General features: G+C 40.3%; 4 protein-coding genes and 2 pseudogenes. 3 read left to right on the top strand and 3 right to left on the bottom strand.

Features of this window, described 5'->3' with window-relative positions:
* Positions 1-112 precede the first annotated feature (112 nt).
* Positions 113-625 carry a hypothetical protein gene (locus ACUVJL_RS17310; RefSeq protein WP_445246984.1) on the top strand — a complete coding sequence of 171 codons (513 nt, stop codon included), beginning with the start codon at positions 113-115 and terminating at the stop codon, positions 623-625.
* 9 nt (positions 626-634) lie between these two features.
* Here ACUVJL_RS17310 and ACUVJL_RS17305 read toward each other — a convergent pair whose 3' ends face one another.
* The 3 genes from ACUVJL_RS17305 to ACUVJL_RS17295 form a co-directional block, all read right to left on the bottom strand.
* Positions 635-931, bottom strand: coding sequence for an FHA domain-containing protein (locus tag ACUVJL_RS17305; RefSeq protein ID WP_445246983.1), 297 nt, complete (start codon positions 929-931; stop codon positions 635-637).
* A 31-nt stretch (positions 932-962) separates the two neighbouring features.
* Positions 963-1,190 carry a type II toxin-antitoxin system MqsA family antitoxin gene (locus ACUVJL_RS17300; protein ID WP_445246982.1) on the bottom strand — a complete coding sequence of 76 codons (228 nt, stop codon included), beginning with the start codon at positions 1,188-1,190 and terminating at the stop codon, positions 963-965.
* 109 nt (positions 1,191-1,299) lie between these two features.
* A complete protein-coding gene (locus ACUVJL_RS17295; RefSeq protein WP_445246981.1) occupies positions 1,300-1,458 on the bottom strand; it encodes a hypothetical protein in 159 nt (52 codons plus the stop codon).
* A 280-nt stretch (positions 1,459-1,738) separates the two neighbouring features.
* Here ACUVJL_RS17295 and ACUVJL_RS17290 point away from each other — a divergent pair.
* Positions 1,739-2,177, top strand: a pseudogene (locus ACUVJL_RS17290) (helix-turn-helix domain-containing protein); the annotation flags it as partial.
* A 141-nt stretch (positions 2,178-2,318) separates the two neighbouring features.
* Positions 2,319-3,335 (top strand): annotated as a pseudogene (locus ACUVJL_RS17285) (IS1634 family transposase); the annotation flags it as partial.
* Between the last annotated feature and the right edge of the window lie 140 nt (positions 3,336-3,475).

Genomic DNA, 3,475 nt, shown 5'->3' with positions numbered 1-3,475 from the left:
TAAAATATCAGGAGCGAGTTGGAAATCAGAACATGTGGGACAAGTATTAGCTCATCGTTGTGCTTACTTAAACGGCTTAATTGGTAATCAGGGAAAACCTGCATGAGTATAATTGCTCACTGCAAAAGTGACATGCTCCCGATTTGATATCGCCTGTAAATGGAAACGCAACTATCGGGGATTAAAAGTAAAAGACGCCTGGTTTATTCTCACAGATTTGGGTTCATTGCCAGTAGCGCTCTCCGCTTATAAAGAGCGAATGGGAATTGAAGAAATGTTCCGAGATTGCAAGAGTGGAGGTTATAATCTAGAAGGGAGTGGTTTAAGGGGAGACCGACTGATTAAGATAATTCTGTTAATGGCTATCGCCTACACTTGTGCTATATTTCAAGGCATTGAAATTCAGAAAAAGCAGGTACAAAAATATGTATCTCGCCGCTGTGAACCGATAAAAAAATACCGTAGACGGAGTACATTTGGCGTTGGCTTCGATGGAGAAGAGTGGGTTGATTATCTCGATAGGCATTCACTAGAAATTCAACAGTTAATGAAGTTAACTCGAAATAAACGTCGCTTTTATCAACAGGGTATACGGGCTGCAACCCTTATTGCGTCTATCTCCTAAACCTCTTTGTCACCCCCCAGGAATTTGAGCAGCTTCTTCGGGAGTTTGATGGGCTTCTCGCTGACCGATTTTTTCACCGTTTACAAAAGTCCCATTTTTGCTACCAAAATCTCGCACGCGGATATCGGGAGGATTGATATCTAGCAAACAGTGATAGCGGGATATGGTGCGGTGTTTGTCGTCGTCGGGAATTTTGGGATAGCAATCTTTGGCGCGGCCGATAATGCAAGTAGTGCGGGTGTCAAAGGCGAATTCTTGACCTTTGAGATTGCCTGCGGTGATAGTGAGGGTAACTTTTGAAGTCATTTCAATATATGATTGTAAAGGTAATCATTGGCTAAGCAAAACTAGCGACTTCTACAGAACGTTCTACAGCTACACTTTTACGCGGGCGTTTAATTCTGTCGATTTCATGCAATGTTTCGGCTGTTAGGTAACTGCTACCACAGTGAGGACAGCTTATTACCGGAATGTTTTCTATAACTAGCAAATCTTTGCCTTTACCGTAGGTTCTGGGAATTCGGCGAATTCGCACACCTTCTGTTCCGCAAATATCGCATACCATTTACTAAGTCTTCTTGCTTAAATTAGTCTTCATGCAATAATTCATCAATGAATTCTTCCCGTTCATTCTCTGTCATTGCATCCCAGTCTTTTCCCCTTTGTGCAGCAGCCTATCGCGCTTTTTCTGGGCCATCATGGGTTAAGTGTGCCCAAGATTCCCAAGGCTGCATCAGCAATAGTTTCAATAATTGATGTTTTTTGCGATCGGGTAATTCTTGAGCTAATTCAATTACTTGATCATCGGTTAAGGTGAATGTTAATGTTGGCATCGATTCACCTCTCAGTAAAAATCTGCTTTTTCAATATACAGCACTTCCGGATGTTATGAGGTACAGTAGCAGCAATTAATAAACCAGTTTTTAAGATGTTTCGGATTAATTAAGTCAAGAGCCACAGCAATAGACCTCTTGCAAAATAATTTTATGATATAATGAAAAGTTTTGCTGAGAGTTGATTGAATCCCAACTCCTAACTTATTTTCACTCTGGTCTTGCTATAAACAGGATAAAATGCTAGAAATTTCTGTTGTCGTTACACAATAAGTAAATCATGAAAAATCAATCTTATCTAAATTTGAAACCCGAGCAATTTCAACGTAGATTTGGTATCAATATTCAAACCCTAAAAGCAATGGTTAACGCCAAGCGAACACTTCCTGCTAGAAAATCCTAAAGACAGAAGAGGACGTCGCACCATTCTAACTCTCGAAGAACAGGTCTTAGTCGCCTTGGAATATTGGCGAAAATATCGAACATATTTTCATATTGGGACAAGTTGGGGAGTATCTGAATCAACTATTTGCCGAATTGTAACTGATATCGAATCAACTTTAATGAAAACGGGAAAGTTCCGTATTCCGGGGAAAAAGGCATTACTCAAAGACTCGGATTATCCAGAAATCGTGGTGATGGATGTCACAGAAACAGCTATTGAACGACCTAAAAAAAAACAGAAGAGATATTACTCAGGCAAGAAGAAATGTCATACTCAAACCCACATTCCGCAGATATTCAAGCAGAGGTAAAGGAAGATAGATTCGGCAACAATAAACTCCCAAACGATTGCACGGCAATCGTTTGGGAGTTTTTAGTGTATAATAGATTTCTGCTGTAAAGCAACTATAAAAATCATGAACCAGCCATTATCAGGGATAAATATCGTAAATTTAGACCACTTGGGAATAGTAGCGGGGATAATAGATGAGATGGAATTGGTAGAAGAAGTCAACAAAAAAGTGGGTATCAAAACCAAAGAAACAGTCAGCCCCGGACAAGTAATGAAAGCAATAATTTTGAACGGATTGGGGTTTTTGAGCGCCCCAATTTACCTATTCGACACATTTTTCGTAGTCCAAGCAACAGAACATTTAATCGGAGAAGGAGTGACCCCCGAACAATTAAATGATGACAGAATCGGGAGAGCATTAGACAAATACCATCAAGCTGGAACGACACAATTATTCACAGCGATCGCCCTAAAAGCAGCAAAAAAATTTCAAGTAGAAATGAATAGCGTTCATCTAGACAGCAGTTCAATATCAGTAGAAGGAGCATACAAAACTTGTCAGGAAAAGAGTCAAGACATTGAAACAGACTCATCAGACCCAGCCGATGAAATGAAAGCCATAAAAATCGTTCACGGATACTCAAGAGACAAAAGACCCGACCTCAAACAATTTATCATTGACACCATAGTTAGCGGTGATGGAGACGTACCATTGTATCTCAAAATAGATGACGGAAACGCCGATGACAAAACTGTTTTTGTCGCCGGACTCAAAGAATTTAAAAACCAATGGACTTTCGACGGAATCTGTGTAGCAGACAGTGCCTTATACACAGCAGAAAACTTATCAGCAATGGCAGGAATGAAATGGATAACCAGAGTGCCATTAAGTATCAAATCAGCCCGAGAAAAAATCTCAGCTATCGAAGATAAAGACTGGGAATCAGCTCAAATAAAAGGCTACAAAATAGCAGCCATAACCAGCGAGTATGCCAACATCAAACAAAGATGGATAGTAGTAGAAAGCGATATCAGAAAACAAGCAGCCCTCAAAAAAATAGCCCAGCAAGTAGAGAAACAATTAGAATCAGCTTCTTCCTCACTACGCAAGCTATTCAGACAAGAGTTTGCGTGTATAGCCGTAAGGATTCAGGTCTCAACTTGGGGTATTAAAGATGGGGTCTGCACAGCAGGATTAACCCTCGCTTTGATCGCTTGCTCAAAAAACTTGGCGGACTGAAGGTCTTTGACGACGGCAAGTTTGTATAACTGTCAATAAAT

Source organism: Microcoleus sp. OTE_8_concoct_300 (assembly GCF_031383065.1).
Classification (GTDB): Bacteria; Cyanobacteriota; Cyanobacteriia; order Cyanobacteriales; family Microcoleaceae; genus Microcoleus.
This window is presented reverse-complemented; position numbering and strand designations above follow the sequence as displayed.